Annotated in this window: 13 protein-coding genes; 7 read left to right on the top strand and 6 right to left on the bottom strand. The window is 69.3% G+C overall.

All coding sequences use genetic code 11. The features are described 5' to 3' along the window. Positions 1 to 59: 59 nt before the first annotated feature. From AX721_RS11965 to AX721_RS11985, 5 genes are all read left to right on the top strand, one after another. Positions 60 to 1,058, top strand: coding sequence for a sensor histidine kinase (locus tag AX721_RS11965; RefSeq protein ID WP_068876234.1), 999 nt, complete (start codon positions 60 to 62; stop codon positions 1,056 to 1,058). A 95-nt stretch (positions 1,059 to 1,153) separates the two neighbouring features. Continuing rightward, positions 1,154 to 1,618 carry a (2Fe-2S)-binding protein gene (locus AX721_RS11970; RefSeq protein WP_068876235.1) on the top strand — a complete coding sequence of 155 codons (465 nt, stop codon included), beginning with the start codon at positions 1,154 to 1,156 and terminating at the stop codon, positions 1,616 to 1,618. Positions 1,619 to 1,621: 3 nt separating this feature from the next. After that, positions 1,622 to 3,826, top strand: a complete 2,205-nt coding sequence (locus tag AX721_RS11975) for a xanthine dehydrogenase family protein molybdopterin-binding subunit (protein WP_068876236.1) — start codon at positions 1,622 to 1,624, stop codon at positions 3,824 to 3,826. Positions 3,827 to 3,902: 76 nt separating this feature from the next. Then, a complete protein-coding gene (locus tag AX721_RS11980; protein WP_068876237.1) occupies positions 3,903 to 5,342 on the top strand; it encodes an MFS transporter in 1,440 nt (479 codons plus the stop codon). Between the two features lie 85 nt (positions 5,343 to 5,427). Beyond that, the gene (locus AX721_RS11985) at positions 5,428 to 6,933 is read left to right on the top strand and encodes an MFS transporter (RefSeq protein WP_068876238.1); all 1,506 of its coding nucleotides are present in this window, start codon (positions 5,428 to 5,430) and stop codon (positions 6,931 to 6,933) included. Here AX721_RS11985 and AX721_RS11990 read toward each other — a convergent pair. The 4 genes from AX721_RS11990 to AX721_RS12005 form a co-directional block, all read right to left on the bottom strand. Continuing rightward, complete coding sequence (locus AX721_RS11990) at positions 6,911 to 8,272, bottom strand: VWA domain-containing protein (RefSeq protein WP_068876239.1); 1,362 nt, start codon at positions 8,270 to 8,272, stop codon at positions 6,911 to 6,913. The genes AX721_RS11985 and AX721_RS11990 overlap by 23 nt on opposite strands. Next, positions 8,272 to 9,225 carry a MoxR family ATPase gene (locus AX721_RS11995; protein WP_082765213.1) on the bottom strand — a complete coding sequence of 318 codons (954 nt, stop codon included), beginning with the start codon at positions 9,223 to 9,225 and terminating at the stop codon, positions 8,272 to 8,274. Before AX721_RS11995 ends, AX721_RS11990 begins: the two co-directional genes overlap by 1 nt. 118 nt (positions 9,226 to 9,343) lie before the next feature. Continuing rightward, positions 9,344 to 10,867, bottom strand: coding sequence for an aldehyde dehydrogenase family protein (locus tag AX721_RS12000; RefSeq protein WP_068876240.1), 1,524 nt, complete (start codon positions 10,865 to 10,867; stop codon positions 9,344 to 9,346). A 4-nt stretch (positions 10,868 to 10,871) separates the two neighbouring features. Then, positions 10,872 to 11,978, bottom strand: coding sequence for a saccharopine dehydrogenase family protein (locus AX721_RS12005; RefSeq protein WP_068876241.1), 1,107 nt, complete (start codon positions 11,976 to 11,978; stop codon positions 10,872 to 10,874). 119 nt (positions 11,979 to 12,097) lie between these two features. On the opposite strand from AX721_RS12005, the gene AX721_RS12010 reads away from it, so the two are divergent. Together AX721_RS12010 and AX721_RS12015 are read left to right on the top strand one after the other, a co-directional pair. Then, positions 12,098 to 12,523, top strand: a complete 426-nt coding sequence (locus AX721_RS12010; protein WP_068876242.1) for an Lrp/AsnC family transcriptional regulator — start codon at positions 12,098 to 12,100, stop codon at positions 12,521 to 12,523. Beyond that, on the top strand, positions 12,523 to 13,278 hold the full coding sequence (locus AX721_RS12015) for a PIG-L deacetylase family protein (RefSeq protein WP_068876243.1): 756 nt from the start codon (positions 12,523 to 12,525) through the stop codon (positions 13,276 to 13,278). Before AX721_RS12010 ends, AX721_RS12015 begins: the two co-directional genes overlap by 1 nt. Here AX721_RS12015 and AX721_RS12020 read toward each other — a convergent pair. Together AX721_RS12020 and AX721_RS12025 are read right to left on the bottom strand one after the other, a co-directional pair. Beyond that, on the bottom strand, positions 13,237 to 14,430 hold the full coding sequence (locus AX721_RS12020; protein WP_068876244.1) for a Gfo/Idh/MocA family protein: 1,194 nt from the start codon (positions 14,428 to 14,430) through the stop codon (positions 13,237 to 13,239). The two genes, AX721_RS12015 and AX721_RS12020, sit on opposite strands and share 42 nt — an antisense overlap. A gap of 65 nt (positions 14,431 to 14,495) precedes the next feature. Continuing rightward, a complete protein-coding gene (locus AX721_RS12025; protein ID WP_082765214.1) occupies positions 14,496 to 15,548 on the bottom strand; it encodes a flavodoxin family protein in 1,053 nt (350 codons plus the stop codon). Positions 15,549 to 15,735: the final 187 nt, after the last annotated feature.

The following is a 15,735-nucleotide window of genomic DNA, read 5'->3' on the forward strand; positions in this document are numbered from 1 at the left end:
CCGGCGCGGGGGGTCAGATTGCGGCCGGCTGTAGCGTACGGCCGTTGGGGGCCGAGGATTTGGCGAAGGGCGGCGACAATGAGACCGCTGAGGTCCTGCGCGAACGCCTCCGGCGCCTGGAGGCGGCGGTGGAAGCTGCCGGCTTGGGCCTGTGGGAGTGGGATGTCCCCAGCGGCGAGCTGAGGTGGAACGCCCGCAATTGCGAGCTGTTCGGCGTCGAGCCGGACCGGCCGCTGACGATCGCGGATTATCCCGAGCTGGTGCACCCCGACGACCGGGAGCTGGTGCGCGACGCCTACCGCCGGGCCAGCGAAGGACCGGACGACGCCCTCTTCAGCATGGAGCATCGCACGCGGCCGGCCGCCGACACCCGGCCGCGCTGGATCCTGAGCCGCGGGCGTCTGCTGAAGGATGCGTCCGGCGTCGTGCGGGCCGTGGGGTCGAACCTGGACATCACCGACCGCAAGTCCGCGGAGGAACGCCGTGGCCTCGTGCTGAGGGAGCTGGCCCACAGGGCCAAGAACGGCATCCTGGTGATGATGGCCATCGTCGCCCAGACGGCGAAGGGCGTCGGCACGGTCGAGGACTTCAAGGCCGTCCTCATGGCCCGGCTGCAGTCCATGGCCGACAGCCAGGATCTGGTCACCCAGGGGTCCGGAGGCTCCCTGCGTCTGGGCGATCTGCTGGGCCGGGCGCTGACGCCCTTCGACCCGTCGCGCTTCGACATCGACCCACGGCTGGAGGATCTCCGCATCTCGAACGACATGGTGATCGCCATGGCGCTGTTGCTGCACGAGCTTTCGACCAATGCCGTGAAATACGGCGCGCTGTCGGCGCCCAAGGGCCGGGTGAAGCTCGAACTGATCGCGGACGATAGCCCGAACGCGCACCTGCGGTGGTCCGAAACCGGCGGCCCGGCGGTGAAGCCCCCATCGCGCCGGGGCTTCGGCACCCGACTCCTGGATATTTCGCTGCGCAACAACGGCGGCCACGTCGTGGCCCGCTTCGAGCCCCAAGGCTTCACGGCCGACATCTGCTTCCCGGTGGAGCGGGAATAGGCGATCGGCGAACATTACAGCTCCGTCATGCACCGCCGCTTTCCCGACGGGGGACGCACGGGTAGCATCGTCCGGACAAGGGCGGAGATGCAGGTATGGCCTATTCCCTCACCGTGAACGGCAAGGCGGTCAGCGCCGATGTCGATGGCGACACGCCGCTCCTCTGGGTGCTGCGCGACACCCTGGGCTTCGTCGGCACGAAGTATGGCTGCGGGGTCGCCGCATGCGGGGCCTGCACCGTCCACATCGACGGCCAGCCGATGCGCTCCTGCCAGATCCCCGTGGAGAGCGTGGGCGCGGCCAAGATCAGCACCATCGAGGGGATGGCCGCCCATCCCGTCGGCAAGAAGGTGCAGGCGGCCTGGATGGAACTGGATGTCGCGCAGTGCGGCTATTGCCAGGCGGGCCAGATCATGAGCGCCACCGCTCTGCTGGCCAAGACGCCCAAGCCTACCGACGCCCAGATCGACGAGGCGATGAACGGCAACATCTGCCGCTGCGCCACCTACGTCCGCATCCGCGCCGCCATCAAGCGCGCCTCCGGCCAGAAGGAGGCCTGAGCCATGACCTATCATGACCTGAAGGCCAACCGCCGCGAGATCCTGACCTCGGTGGGCGCCGGGGGCCTGACCCTGGCCTTCTCCATCGCCTCCAAGGCCGAGGCCCAGGACGACGCCGTCAAGCCGCTGAACGCCTATGTTCAGGTGGCGCCGAACGGAAAGGTCACGATCACCGCCAAGAACCCCGAAGTGGGCCAGGGCGTGAAGACCATGTTGCCCATGCTGATCGCCGAGGAGCTCGACGTGGCGTGGGAAGACGTCGTGATCGAGCAGGCCGACAGCGATCCCAAGGCCTATGGCCGCCAGTTCGCCGGCGGCAGCATGGCCACGCCGCTGCACTGGGAAGAGCTGCGCCGCGTGGGCGCTGTGGCGCGCGCCATGCTGATCCAGGCCGCCGCCACCGCCTGGAACTGCGGGCCGGGCGACTGCGCGACGGTTCCGGGCAACGTGGTCCACAAGCCGTCGGGCAAGAAGCGCACCTATGGCTCCCTGGCCATGGCCTGCGCCAACGTCACGCCGCCGGACCCGAAGTCGCTGACGCTGAAGGATCCCAAGACCTACAACATCATCGGCAAGCCCAAGGCCCAGTACGACGTCGCCAAGATCGCCACGGGCGAGCCGCTGTTCGGCATCGACGTGCGCCGTCCGGGGATGCTGTACGCCACGTTCGAGAAGGCGCCGGTCTTCGCCGCCACGGTGGCGAGCGCCGACCTCGAGGCCGCCAAGGGCGTCAAGGGCGTGCGCAAGGCCTTCGTGGTCGAGGGCGATCCCAATGCCATGAGCCCCGGGCCCGGCAACATCGGCCAGGGGCTGATGCCCGGCGTGGCCGTGGTGGCCGACAGCTGGTGGGCGGCGCGCAAGGGCCGCGACAAGCTGAACGTCAAGTGGAACGACCACCCCACCTCGAAACAATCCAGCAAGCTGTTCGCCGAGCAGGCCAAGGCGATCGCGGCGGGCAAGGCCCAGCGCACGGCCCGCAACGACGGCGACGTCGACGCGGCGCTGAAGGCCTCTGCCAAGACCGTGGAGGCGGCCTACGCCTATCCGTTCCTGAGCCATGCCAACCTCGAGCCGCAGAACTGCACGGCCGAGTTCAAGGACGGGAAGCTGGAGATCTGGGCGCCGACCCAGAACCCCGAACCCGGCCGCCAGCTCACCGCCAAGACCCTCGGCATCAATCCCGACGACATCACCGTCCACATGATCCGCGGCGGCGGCGGGTTCGGCCGGCGGCTGGCCAACGACTATATGGTCGAGGCCGCCTGGATCGCGCGCGAGACCGGCGCCCCGGTGAAGCTGCTGTGGACCCGCGAAGACGACATGGCCCACGATCACTACCGGCCGGCGGGCTTCCACTTCTTCCGCGGCGGCGTGGACGCGGCGGGCAATGTCACCGCCTGGCACGACCACTTCGTCACCTTCGGCGAGGGAACGACCATGGCGCCCAGCGCCGGCATGTCGGCGGCCGAGTATCCGGCGCGGTTCGTGCCCAACTGCCGACTGGAAGTGTCGACCATGTCCCTGGGCGTGCCGACGGGGCCGCTCCGGGCGCCGGGCTCCAACGCCCTGGCCTTCGTCATGCAGTCGTTCATCGATGAACTGGCGCACGCGGCGGGCGCCGATCCCCTGGCCTTCCAGATCAAGCTCCTGGGCGACAAGCCCACGGTCGGTGATCCGCCGGCCGCCTATGGCGCGGCCCGCATGAAGGGCGTGCTGCAGGCGGTCGGCGAGATGTCCGGCTGGGGCAAGGCCAAGCTGCCCAAGGGCGAGGGCATGGGCGTGGCCTGCTACTACAGCCACCTGGGCTATTTCGCCGAGGTGGCGCATGTGGCCTGCTCGCCCGAGGGCGCGGTGAAGGTGAAGAAGGTCTGGGTCGCCGCCGACGTGGGCAGCCAGATCATCAACCCGCATGGCGCGCTCAACCAGGTGCAGGGCTCGGTGCTGGACGGCCTCTCCGAGGCCCTTCACCAGGCCATCACCATCGAGGCGGGTCGGGTGGAGCAGTCCAACTTCACCGACTACCCGCTGATGCGCATCAGCGAGGCGCCGGCGGTGGAGGTGAAGTTCCTGAAGACCGATTTCCCGCCGACGGGTCTGGGCGAGCCGGCCTTGCCGCCAGCGATCCCGGCCCTCACCAACGCCATCTTCGCCGCCACCGGCAAGCGCATCCGCAGCCTACCGATCACGCCGGACATGCTGAAGGCCTGAGCCGCCGCGCGCCGGAGGCTTGCCACCGGCCGCACAGGGAATACGGTCCTGCGCCGACGGCGTGCGGGAGGATGATTTGGCGGAGGGGATCGAAGCCCGGCCCACGGCCGCGCATCCTCGGCCGAGCCTGCCGGTCAAGTTCCTCTACGGCCTGGGGAACATGGGCGAGTCGTCGTTCATCGCCGCCGTGGCGTTCGTCTTCTTCTACTACACGGCGGTGCTGGGGCTGTCGGGCAGCCTGGTGGGCGCGGCCCTGTTCCTCGGCCTGTGCGCGGACGCGGCGGTCGACCCCTTCTTCGGCTCCTGGTCCGACAACCTCCGCTCGCGCTTCGGTCGCCGCATCCCGCTGATGGCGTTCGGGGGACCGCTCATGGCGCTCAGCGTCGGCATGCTGTTCGCCCCGCCGGCCGGCCTGCCCGACCTTGCGCTCTTCGCCTGGCTGGCTGGCTGGGCGATCGTGGTGCGGGCCGGGGTTTCCATGTTCCACGTGCCCTACGTCGCCCTCGGCGCGGAGATGTCCGCCGACTATCACGAGCGGTCCAGCGTCGTGGCCTGGCGCACGGTGTTCGGCATCCTGGCCACGGGCGCTGCGACGGGCCTGGCCTATTCGGTCTTCTTCAAGGGCGAAGGAGGGCTGCAGAGGCCGGAGGGGTATCTCGGCTTCGGCTGGACGATCGCGGCGATCATCGCGACCTCGACCCTGGTCTCGACGATCGGTTCGGCGCGGTACGCCGCCCTGCTCCCGGGCGTGCCCCCGGTGGAGCGGCACCTTCTCCGACGCCTGCCGGGCGAGGTGGCCGAGATCTTCCGCAACCGCTCGTTCCGCATCCTCTTCTTCGCCGCGGGCGTCTGCTACACGGCCGTCGGCGTGAACTCGGCCTTCAACAGCCACGCCTACGTCTTCGTCTGGAAGCTGCAGCCGCAGATGATCCAGACGGCCACCTTCTCGTTCCTGGGCGGCCTGTTCCTGGGCGTGCCGCTGACGCCCCTGGTCACGCGCGTGATCGAGAAGAAGACCGTGGCGATGATCGGCATGGGCCTGGTCGCGGGCGCCTGGCTGCTGCTCGGCCTGCCGCGGATCGCGGGGCTGGTGACGCTGGAGGGCGCGGCCGCGACGCCGCTCCTGTCCGCCCTGGTCGCGGTGGCGGGGCTGGGAGCGGGCTTCTGCGCCATCGCCTTTCCCTCGATGATGGCCGACGCCGCCGACGAACACCGGCGCCTATTCGGCCGCCGCCGCGAAGGGCTGTACTTCGCCGGCCTGGGCTTTGCCTTCAAGGCGGCGACCGGGCTGGGCGTGCTGGTTTCCGGCTTCTTGCTGGACCTGATCCGCTTCCCCAAGGACGCCGGGCGCGAAGTGGGGCTGACGCTCTCCGAACCGCTCCAGCAGCGGATCCTGTTCGCTTGGGGCCCGTTCGGCGCGATAGTGGTCGCAGGCGCCATCGCGATCCTGGGGGCCTATACGATCACCCGCCGCCGTCACGCCGAGGTCGCCGCGGCCCTGGAGATGGCGGAATAGGCCTCGCGTGACGTGGGGTCACCGTTGCCACGCGTCGGCAGGGGGCTACCGTTTCCACAACAAGAACCGCACGGGAGGAAACCAGGTGGCGGTCGTGGACGGCGTACAAGGGGTGGGCGGCGAGGCCGCCGGGACCCAGGCGACACCGCATGGGGCTACGCTGAAGCCCCCCGCCGCGGTCAAGTTCTTCTACAGCGTCGGGCAGTTCATCGAGTCCGGCTACCTGGCGATCAACACCTTCATCTTCTTCTACTACACGGCGGTTCTCGGCCTGTCGGGCAGCATGGTCGGCGCCGCCCTCGCCATCAGCATGACCGTGGACGCGGCGCTCGACCCCCTGATCGGATCCTGGTCGGACAGCGTCAGGTCCCGCTTCGGCCGGCGCCTGCCCATGATGCTGCTGGCCGCGCCGCTGACCATGGTGACCATGGGCCTGCTGTTCGCCCCGCCGTCGGGGATAACGCCGTTCCTGCTGTTCCTCTGGCTGACCCTGACGAAGGGCGGCGTCCGGGCCTTCGCCTCGATGTACAACATCCCCTACTTCGCCCTCGGCGGAGAGATGTCGGACGACTACGTCGAGCGCTCGCGCATCGTGGCCTACCGGCTGCTCTCCGGCATCCTGGTCAGCGTCCTGATCACCGCCCTGGCCTATTCGGTGTTCTTCGCCGGGGAGGGCGGCTTGCAGCGTCCCGAAAGCTATCCGGCCTTCGGCTGGACGATCGGGGCGCTGGTGCTGGCAGGCGGACTCATTTGCTGCGCCGGCGTCTGGCGCTACGCCGCCGCCCTGCCGCAGCCCAACACCCCGCCCGAGCCGATGGTCAGCCGTTTCGTCGGCGAGGTGGCCGAGATCCTGCGCAACCGGACGTTCCTGATCCTGTTCCTCTCGATGCTGCTGTTCGCCAGCGCCGTGGGCGTGCACCAGGCGCTGAACAACCACACCTACGTCTTCGTCTGGAAGCTCCTCCCCGAGACCATCCAGGTGATCACCTACGTCTACCTGGCCGGCATCCTGGCCGGCGTGCCGCTCACGCCCGCGCTGCTCCGCAAGATGGAGAAGAAGACGGTGGCCGCCATCGGCTTCGCCCTGGTCGCCATCGGCTGGATCGTCCTGCCCGGCGCGCGCGGCCTGGGCCTCTTCGCGCCCGTCGGCGCAGCCGCCCTGCCGTGGCTCTGCGCCAGCGCGCTGGTCTTCGGCTTGGCCTCGGGCCTCGTCTTCATCGTGTTCCCCTCGATGATGGCCGACGCGGCCGAGGAGCACGAACATCTGCACGGCTCGCGCCGGGAGGGTCTGTTCTTCTCCGGGCTCGGGTTCGCGGGCAAGGCCTCCAACGGGATGGGCCTCCTGATCGGCGGCTTCGCCCTGGACCTGCTGCGCTTCCCCCGCGATGTCGGCCGGCAGGTGAACGCCGTGGTCTCCGAGGACGTGCTGTCTCACCTTGTCCTGGCGTGGGGCTGGGTTCCCGCCGCGCTGGTCGGCCTCGGCGCCCTGGTGTTCGCCCCCTACGCCATCACGCGCGCGCGGCACGAACACATCACGGCCGCGCTGAAGGTGAAACGCGCCGGCGACGTCAGTGCGGGACGTAGCTCCTGAGCACGTCCTCGATGATCCGCTCCAGCTGCTCGATGGTGCCGCACTGCTTGGCCACGTGGCAGAAGCGGGCGTAGCGGTTCATGACGCTGTCGCCCTGGCCCCAATAGCTCTCGGGCTCCGGGTTCAGCCAGATCACCGCGCGGCTGCGATCGTGGATCTGCTTCATGATGTCGAGGCGCGGATCGGCGAAGTTCGAGCGGCCGTCGCCCAGGAAGATCACGGTGGTGCGGCGGTCCAGGCTGTCGAGGTGCTGCTCGGCGAAGTCCTGCAGTGAGCGGCCGTAGTCGGTCTGCTGGAAGCCGATCTCCTGCAGCACTTTCAGGATCGCGCCCTCGACCCCGTTCTCGTCCAGGATGTCGTTCACGCTGATCATCCGGCCGGAGAAGGCGAACGCGTCCATCCGGTCGACCACCTCGTTCAGCGAATAGAGGAAGGTCAGCAGGAACTGGGCGGCGGCGGCCACCGACTTGGAGACATCGCAGATCGCCACGATCGACGGCCTGTCGACCTTCTTGACCTTCCACTCGATCTGGAACGGCACGCCGCCGTAGGCCATCGAGCGCCGCAGGGTCTTGCGGACGTCCAGGTGGCCTTTCTGGGCGGCGCGGCGGCGGCGGGCGTACTTGGTCGCCAGCCGCTTGGCCATCTTCTTCACCAGCGCCTGCATGAGCTGGTAGTCGACGGGATCGACGCCGCCGTCGGCGTTGAGCTGCTTCCGCGCCAGCCGCTCCTCGCGCAGCTCCCGGGCCGAGCCCGCGGCATAGAGGTCGTGCTGTCTCGCCACATATTGCTGGGCCTGGGCGAACAGGTCCCGGCGCGCCTGGTCCAGCCGGTCGGCCAGGCCCTCGCCCTCGCCATTGGGCATGCGGCGGGCATTGGCGATGATCCGCTCGATCTCCTCCAGCCCCATCTCCTCCAGCAGCCGGCGCGTCAGGCGCGAGCGCTGGGTGGTCAGGCGGATGTCGGCGACGCCGGCGCGGGCGGCCGCCTCCTCCATCGACTGCTGGACCTGGGCCGCGTCGCCCTGCAGCACCGCCTGCGCGAGTGGGGAGCTCTCGGTGGCCGCCATGTCCTGCGCGGACGGCTCCTCCCGCTCCGATCCCTCGGGCGGCGGCGGGGGCGCCGCATCTCTCGCGAAGAAGGTGTCGAACACGGCTTCGAAGCGTTCGACCTCCTCGGCCGACTTGGCCAGGGTCGAGCACAGGGCGTCCCGGAACAGGGTCCGGTCGCCATAGCCGGTCACCGCGATCGCCCGGCTGGCGTCGATCGCCTCGGCCGGCGAGACCCGGACGTCGGCGGCCCGCAGCGCGCGGAAGAACTGTTCGAGGGTGTGCTGCATCACTTGCGGTGCAGCAGTTCGACCACCTGGGGCTCGACCGCGGCGATGTCCTGCTCGAACTTCAGGATCACGTTCAGGGTGTCACGCACCACCTCGGGCGCCAGGCTGCCGGCGTGCAGCAGGACCAGGGCGCGGGCCCAGTCCACGGTCTCCGAGATCGAGGGCGACTTGCGCAGGTCCAGGGTCCGCAGGGTCTGCACGAAGCCCACCAGCTCACGCGTCAGCTTCGCCTCGATGCCCGGCACGCGGCTGGCCACGATCCGCTCCTCCAGCGCCGCCTCGGGCAGGGGGATATGCAGGTGCAGGCAGCGGCGCTTCAGGGCGTCGCCCAGGTCGCGGACATTGTTCGAGGTCAGGAACACCAGCGGCGGCGTTTTGGCCTTCAGCACGCCCAGTTCCGGCACCGAGACCTGGTAGGCCGACAGCACCTCCAGCAGGAACGCCTCGAACGCCTCGTCCGACTTGTCCACCTCGTCGATCAGCAGGACGCAGCCGTCGTCCTCGCGCAGCGCCTTCATCAGCGGCCGCGGTTCCAGGAACGGCTCGGAGAAGAACAGGTCGCCCATGCCATGCAGGCGATCCATGGCTGCGTCCATGTCGGGCGCGTCGGCCAGGGTCTCGCCCATCCGGTCCTTGAGGATCTGGGTGTAGAGCAGCTGCTTGCCGTACTTCCACTCGTACAGCGCCTTGGACTCGTCCAGGCCCTCGTAGCACTGCATCCGGATCAGCGGCAGGCCGAGCAAGGTGGCGGTGGAGAGCGCCAGCTCGGTCTTGCCGACGCCGGCCGAGCCTTCCACCAGGATCGGCTTCTCCAGCTTCACGGCCATGAAGAGGGCGGTCGCGATCCGGCGCGAGGCGATGTAGCCGACCGAGCCCAGGCCCTCGATCAGGGCGTCGACGGAGACCAGCGGGTCGGCGGCGTTGGCCGCCGCCGCCGGAGGAGAAATGGTCAAAACAGGGTCTTTCAAAATGAAGGTCTGAAAGCCCGATTGTGCCAAGGCCGCGCCAGCGAGGCAAACGCCCGTTTGACGCGTGCTTCTCCCCCGCAATGCAGGGGAGAGAGCCCTATCGTTAGACGTCGAAGGTCACGCCCTGGGCCAGCGGCAGGGTCTTGCCGTAGTTCAGGGTGTTGGTGGCCCGGCGCATGTAGGCCTTCCAGGAGTCGGAGCCCGCCTCGCGGCCGCCACCCGTCTCCTTTTCGCCGCCGAACGCCCCGCCGATCTCGGCGCCCGAGGGGCCGATGTTGACGTTGGCGATGCCGCAGTCCGAGCCGCGGCCCGAGATGAACAGCTCAGCCTCGCGCATGTCGTTGGTGAAGATCGACGACGACAGGCCCTGGGGCACGTCGTTCTGCAGGGCGATGGCCTCGTCCAGGTCGCGGTACTTCATGACGTAGAGGATCGGGGCGAAGGTCTCGCGCTTCACCACCTCGGCCTGGCTGTCCATCTCCACCAGGGCGGGACGCGCATAGAAGGCCTCGCCCATCTCGACGCGCTCGCCGCCGGTGACCTTGCCGCCCGCCGCCTTGGCGTCGGCCAGGGCCTTCTGCATCAGCTCGAAGCCCTGGGCGTCGATCAGCGGGCCGACAAGCGTCCCGGCTTCGCGCGGATCACCCACCTTCACCGAGCCGTAGGCCGCCTTCAGGCGGGGCAGGAAGGCGTCGTACTGGCTTTCGTGCACGAACAGGCGGCGCAGAGTCGTGCAGCGCTGGCCGGCGGTGCCCATGGCCGCGAACGCCACGCCCCGCAGGGCCAGGTCCAGGTCGGCGGTCGGGGCGATGATCGCCGCGTTGTTGCCGCCCAGTTCCAGCAGGGCGCGGGCGAACCGCTGCGCAAGCCGGGGACCGACGGCGCGGCCCATGGCCGTGGAACCGGTGGCGCTGATCAGCGGGACCTTCGGATGGTCGACCAGGGCTTCACCCACATCGCGGCCGCCGATCACCACCGACGACAGGCCGGCGGGGACTTCGCCGAACTTGGCGCAGGCGCGATCGAACAGCGCCTGGACCGCCAGGGCCGTGAGCGGGGTCTTCTCCGAGGGCTTCCAGACGCAGGCGTCGCCGCAGACGAACGCCAGGGCCGAATTCCACGACCAGACGGCCACGGGGAAGTTGAAGGCCGAGATGACGCCGACGACGCCCAGCGGGTGCCAGGTTTCCATCATCCGATGGTCCGGACGCTCGGTGGCGATGGTCAGGCCGAACAGCTGGCGCGACAGGCCGACGGCGTAGTCGCAGATGTCGATCATCTCCTGGACCTCGCCCAGGGACTCCGACGTCACCTTGCCGGCTTCCAGGGTGACGAGGGCGCCCAGGTCGGCCTTGGCCGCGCGCAGCTCTTCGCCCAGCAGGCGGACCAGCTCCCCGCGGCGGGGAGCCGGCACGTTGCGCCAGGCCAGGAAGGCGGCGTGGGCGGCTTCGATGGCCGCGTTCACGTCCGCCGGCGAGGCGTCGTGGACCTCAGCCATCACCTCGCCGGTGACCGGCGAGCGGACGGGGCGATTGCCGCCGGTCCAGAGGGCTTCGGCGACGCCCAGGCGGCTCAGGACGGCGGCGGCTTCCGCCGAGGCGGAGGTGATCTTGGCTTGGACGGTCATGAGGCTACTCGGCGGCGGCGCGGAGAGGGAGGACGTCGGGGGCGTAATAGCGCCCGAACCGGTTCGACAGGAAGGCGTGCAGCGGAATGTCTTCCTGGCGGATGAAGCCGCTCGAGGGGATCGACCTATCCGCCAGCATGTCCAGCACCGCGCAGATCGCGCCGGCGGTGGTGATCTGGATGGCGCTCTTCACCTCGCCGCCGATCTCCTGGGCATAGACCTTGTTGACGTAGGTCTCCTGCATCAGGTGGCCCTTCTTCATTCCGGAGACGGTGACGAAGACGATGACCACGTCCTGCATGGTCGCCGGGACCGAGTTCTCCAGGATGTCCTTGAAGACGTCGCGACGGTTGCGCAGGTTCAGGTCGTTCAGCAGCGCCTTCATGATCGCCGCGTGGCCCGGATAGCGGATGGTCTTGTAGTTCAGGTTCCGCACCTGGCCGTCGAGAGTGTGGCACAGGGTGCCCAGGCCGCCCGAGGTGTTGAAGGCCTCGTAGGTGACGCCGTCCAGGGCGAACTCTTCGCACTCTTCGAGCGCCGGGGTCTCGCGCAGCTTGCCGTTCACGATGGCCTCGCACGGCTCGCAGTATTCGTTGATCACCCCATCCGTGGACCAGGTCAGGTTGTAGTTCAGGGCGTTCGAGGGATAGCGGGGCAGGGCGCCGACCCGCAGGCGCACGTCGTGCAGCTGGTCGAAATGCTTGATCAGGTCCCAGGCGGCGATGGTGATGAAGCCGGGAGCCAGGCCGCATTGGGGGATGAAGGCGGTCTTGGAATCCTTGGCCAGCTCGCGGACGATACGGCTGGCGGCCACGTCCTCGGTCAGGTCCAGATAGTGCGCGCCGGCGGCCTTGGCGGCCCGGGCGACGGCGGTGGTCAGGTGGTAGGGCGCGCAGTTCACCACGGCGAAGCAGCCGGCGAGCTTCGCGGCCAGGGCGCCGGACTCGTCGATGGCCATGGCGGCGGTGGTCACGCGGTCGCGGCCGGCGAACTCGGCCAGGGCCTCGGCCGACTGGTCGATCAGGACGACCTCGTAGGCGCCCGACCCCACCAGCAGGTCCACCACGGTCGAACCGATCTTGCCGGCTCCGACGACTGCCACCTTGCGCATAGAGTTCCTCCCTCTGGATGGCCGTAAGAATCCCCCTTTGCCCGGCCACATTCAATTGGCGCCCCGGCGATATGCGGGCTTAAATTGGGCGGATCGCCGACTGATTATGCGGAACGCCGATGGACGACCTTGACGAGCACCTGCTGGCCCGCCTGCGCGACAACGCCCGCGCCCCGGTGGCCGAATTGGCGCGCGCCCTGGGCCTCTCGCGCACCACCGTGCAGAGCCGCCTGGCCAAGCTGGAGCGTTCGGGGATCATAGCCGGCTACGCGGTAAGGCTGGCCGGCGCCTACGAAGCGGGCCGGGTCCACGCCTTCATCATGCTGACGGTCGAGCCCAAGCAGGCGGCGGCGGTGACCTCGGCGCTGAAGCGGATGCCGGGCGTGCGGCGCCTGCAGTCGGTCAGCGGCCCCTTCGACCTGATCGCCACGGTAGAGGCGGCCGGCGTGGCCGAGATGGACGCCATCATCGACGAGATCGGCGCGGTGAAGGGCGTCGAGCGCACCAACACCTCCCTCGTCCTCTCCACCAAGTTCGACCGCTGATGGCCCGGGTCCTCGCCGTCCACGCCCATCCGGACGACGTCGAGATCCTGATGAGCGGCACGCTGGCTCTGCTCGCAGCGCGAGGCCATTCGATCCGCATCGTCACCGCCACCGCGGGCGAAGGGGGATCGGCCGAGTTCGATCCTGCAGAGACCGGCCGCATCCGCCAGGCCGAGGCCGCCGCCGCGGCCGCGCTGATCGGGGCCGACTATCGGTGTCTGGGCTTTCCCGATCTCGGCGTGTTCAACGACGACGCGTCCCGGCGCGCCGTCACCGAGCTCATCCGCTGGGCCGCGCCGGACGTGGTGATCACCGCCTCGCCCGCCGACTACCACCCCGACCACGAGGCCATCGGCATCCTCGTCCGCGACGCCTGCTTCGCCGCGCCGGTGGCCAACTACCGAACCGGCCCGTCGCCGGCCCTCAGCGCGATCCCGGCCCTCTACTTCGCCGACGCCATCGGCGGGCGGGACCGCGACGGCGTCCGGCTGCAACGGGATTTCGGCGTGGACATCGCCGCCGCCTTCGCCACCAAGCGCGCCATGCTGGCGGAGCACCGCAGCCAGGCGGCCTGGGTCATGAAGCAGCACGGCATCTCCGACCTCGGCGCCGACATGGAGGCCTGGAGCCGGCGCGTGGGCGCCGACTTCGGCGTGGACCTGGCCGAGGGCTTCCGCCAGTACCGCCACACGCCCTATCCGAAGGCGCCCGCCCTACAGGACCTCGTCGGCGAGGCGCTGCTCGCCAAGCCCTGAACGGGCGGCGTCGTAGCGCGCCCACATCGGCCCGCATTCCACCACCTGGCGCGCCTCCATCGCCCGGTCGATGGCCATCACCGTCAGGCCGGCCTCCATCGACTCGTATGGCGAGACCGGAAACGCTGCGCGGCCCTCCAGGGCGGCCAGCAGGTCCCGCGCCATGGCCTGGTCGGCGCCGTTGTGTGCGTCGGCGGTGACGCCGCCATACTCGATCTTCTCCGGCCTGCCGCGGAACAGGGCCCGTCGGACCATCAGCTTGTTGCGGACCAGGTCGGCGATCAGGGTTCCCTCGGTCCCCGCCACGTACCACCGCCGCTCGGTCAGCGCGGTATGGCTGTTGGCGTGGAAGCTCAGGCGCACGTCGTTGGCGTATTCCACGATGGCCACCTGGTGGTCGGTGACGTCCATGTCGGACTGGAAGGCGTCGTTCGCGCCGGCCCAGCCGGCGTCGCGCAGGGCATAGGCGGCCGAGCCGTCCTCCCAGGCGCGCGGTGGGTCGACCCGCTCGGCGGTGAAGATCTTCCGGCCGCCGAAGCTGGCCACCCGCGCGGGCCGCGCCCCGACCATCCGGCCGAACACGTCGAAGTCGTGGACCACCTTGTCGAGGAGGTAGCTTCCGCCCCACTCCTGACGGCGCCGCCAGTTGCGGGCCAGGTAGCCGCCGTGCTCGGGCGGCAGGTGTTCGGTGGCGTCGATGGAGACGAGCTCGCCCAGCTCTCCGCTGTCGATCCGCGCCAGCACGTCCCGCACGATCGGCAGGGAGCGCATGACCAGGCCCACGTGGACCGGCGGGGCCGCCTTGTCCGCGAGGCGGCGCGCAAGGGCAGCGGTCTCGTCCTCGGTGCGGACGATCGGCTTCTCGGCGAAGATCGGCACGCCCTGGTCCAGTGCGAACGCCAGGTGCTCGAAGTGCAGGTGGTTCGGCGCGCCCAGCATCAGCAGGTCGAACGGCCCGCCTTTCATCAGCTCGGCCGGCGTGGCGAAGGATCGTCCCAAGGGGATGCCCGCCGCCGCCAGAATCGGCTGGCCCACCGGCTGTGGATCCACGTAGCCGGCCAGGTCCAGGCTCCAGCCCACTTCCTGCATGGCGGCGAGCACGTGGGCGATGCGTTGGCCAAGGCCGATGACGCCGATGCGATAGGTGGTCATGCCCGGATGATGCCGCCGCTGGGTTCGCGCGTCATCCTTCTCGCGCGCAGGCCCCTCCCGGGTGGCTATTTTCGGCGTGGCCGGGCCAGATCCATTCCGGCCGCCGCGAGCCTGCCCGCGCGATCGGCCTCCACGCCCTCGAGCAGCGCGCGCGCCGCGTTCCTCACTTCCTCCTGGATGCAGAGGTCGGCGTCGAGTTCCTCGTGGTTTCCCGCATAGGGCTTCCAGTAGCCGATATAGCGGTCGAGCTCGGCGCGGGGCCCCGCCGGGCAGAGGTCCATGAAGCACAGCCAATCGTGGATGGAGCGGCGGACGTTCTCGGCGCCCTCGACGTCACCGTGGACGACGCAGGCGAACAGGCGTCCCGAAAGGTGGCCGGGGTAGTCCCACCCTTCCAGCTCGATCCGCTTGGCCGCCCGAGCGTCCTTGCCATGGGTGCGGGTGGGGTCTGGGTTACCGCCATCGGCGCAGACCAGCCGGTCCATCATCAGCTTCAGCGGCGACGTGGGCGAATACCAGTTCACCGGCGTCACGATCATGATCCCATGGGCTTCGACCCACATGGGATAGATCTCCGCCATCCAGTCCTGCGTCTGGCCTAGAGCATGGTTCGGATAGCAGGAGCAGGGCCAGTGGCAGAGCGCGGGAGCCGTCGAGAAGCACGCCTTGCAGGGGTGAATGTGGCGCCCGTACTCCGAGGACAGGCGTGACAGGTCCAGCACCTTGACGTCGGTGTTGTCCGCCGCCTGGAAGATATCCAGCGCCATTTCCGCGAAGCGCCAGGACTTGGACATCTCGCCGGGACAGGTGTGTTCGCTGCGCGAAGACGCGTTGACGATGAGGAAGCGTTTGGGGCCCGCCTTGTCTTCGTGACGCGCCTGGGCCTCCAGAACCGCCTCGCGAGCCGCGAGCCAGTCGACCGACAGGTCGTACTCCGGGTCCGCGAATTCCGGCCCGGCCTTGCGGGTCGTCGGCGCCTTGCGATGGTTCGAATAGGCGTCCCACGCCACGCCGGCGATCCGCTCCAGCTCCGCATCCAGGGCGCGGAACGCAGGGTCGGCGAACTGCTCAAGATAGCGGGCGCGGAATTCGGCTTCCGAGAGCTTCGGGTCCGGCATCCCCTTGCGAGGCTCAGGAGCTTGGATCGCCATGTTTCGGCGAACGGCTGCGCTCCCCGCGGGTTCCGCCCGCGTCGCGCAGGCCAGCCGCGTCGCGCGGTCGCGTTCGGCATAGGTATCGGATTTTCCGCACTTTTACCCGGCTTCAACGAACCCGGTTCAGATTGGCGGGAGGAAGGCTCCACGC

This window comes from Phenylobacterium sp. CCH9-H3 (assembly GCF_001557235.1).
Lineage (GTDB): Bacteria > Pseudomonadota > Alphaproteobacteria > Caulobacterales > Caulobacteraceae > Phenylobacterium.